Source organism: Shewanella sp. SG44-2 (assembly GCF_014164215.1).
In the GTDB taxonomy this organism is placed as follows: Bacteria; Pseudomonadota; Gammaproteobacteria; order Enterobacterales; family Shewanellaceae; genus Shewanella; species Shewanella frigidimarina.
Window position 1 is genome coordinate 1 of record NZ_JACJEU010000121.1, and the last position, 227, is coordinate 227.

Below are 227 nucleotides of genomic sequence, written 5' to 3' on the forward strand. Positions count from 1 at the left end.
TCAGTGACAATCAAGGTGTCGCCAACTTGGGTGCCCGTCGCTAGCGTCACGGTCGCGGTCACAGTGCCGTCGCTGCCGATCTCATCGCTGTTGAAGATACCGTCGCTGCCCATGCCGCTGAATTCAACGGTGGGTGCAGGTGCGGCGACATTGTCCACAGGCTGGTTGTCGGTAGCAGTCGCAGATGGGTTACCGGCGATATCAATCACTTGCGCGGTGACATCAAC

Annotated in this window: 1 protein-coding gene; it reads right to left on the minus strand. The window is 59.0% G+C overall.

The window, feature by feature from the left end:
* Nucleotides 1-227: hypothetical protein (locus H5181_RS21015; protein WP_182751905.1), on the minus strand; the 227-nt coding region annotated here is incomplete at both ends.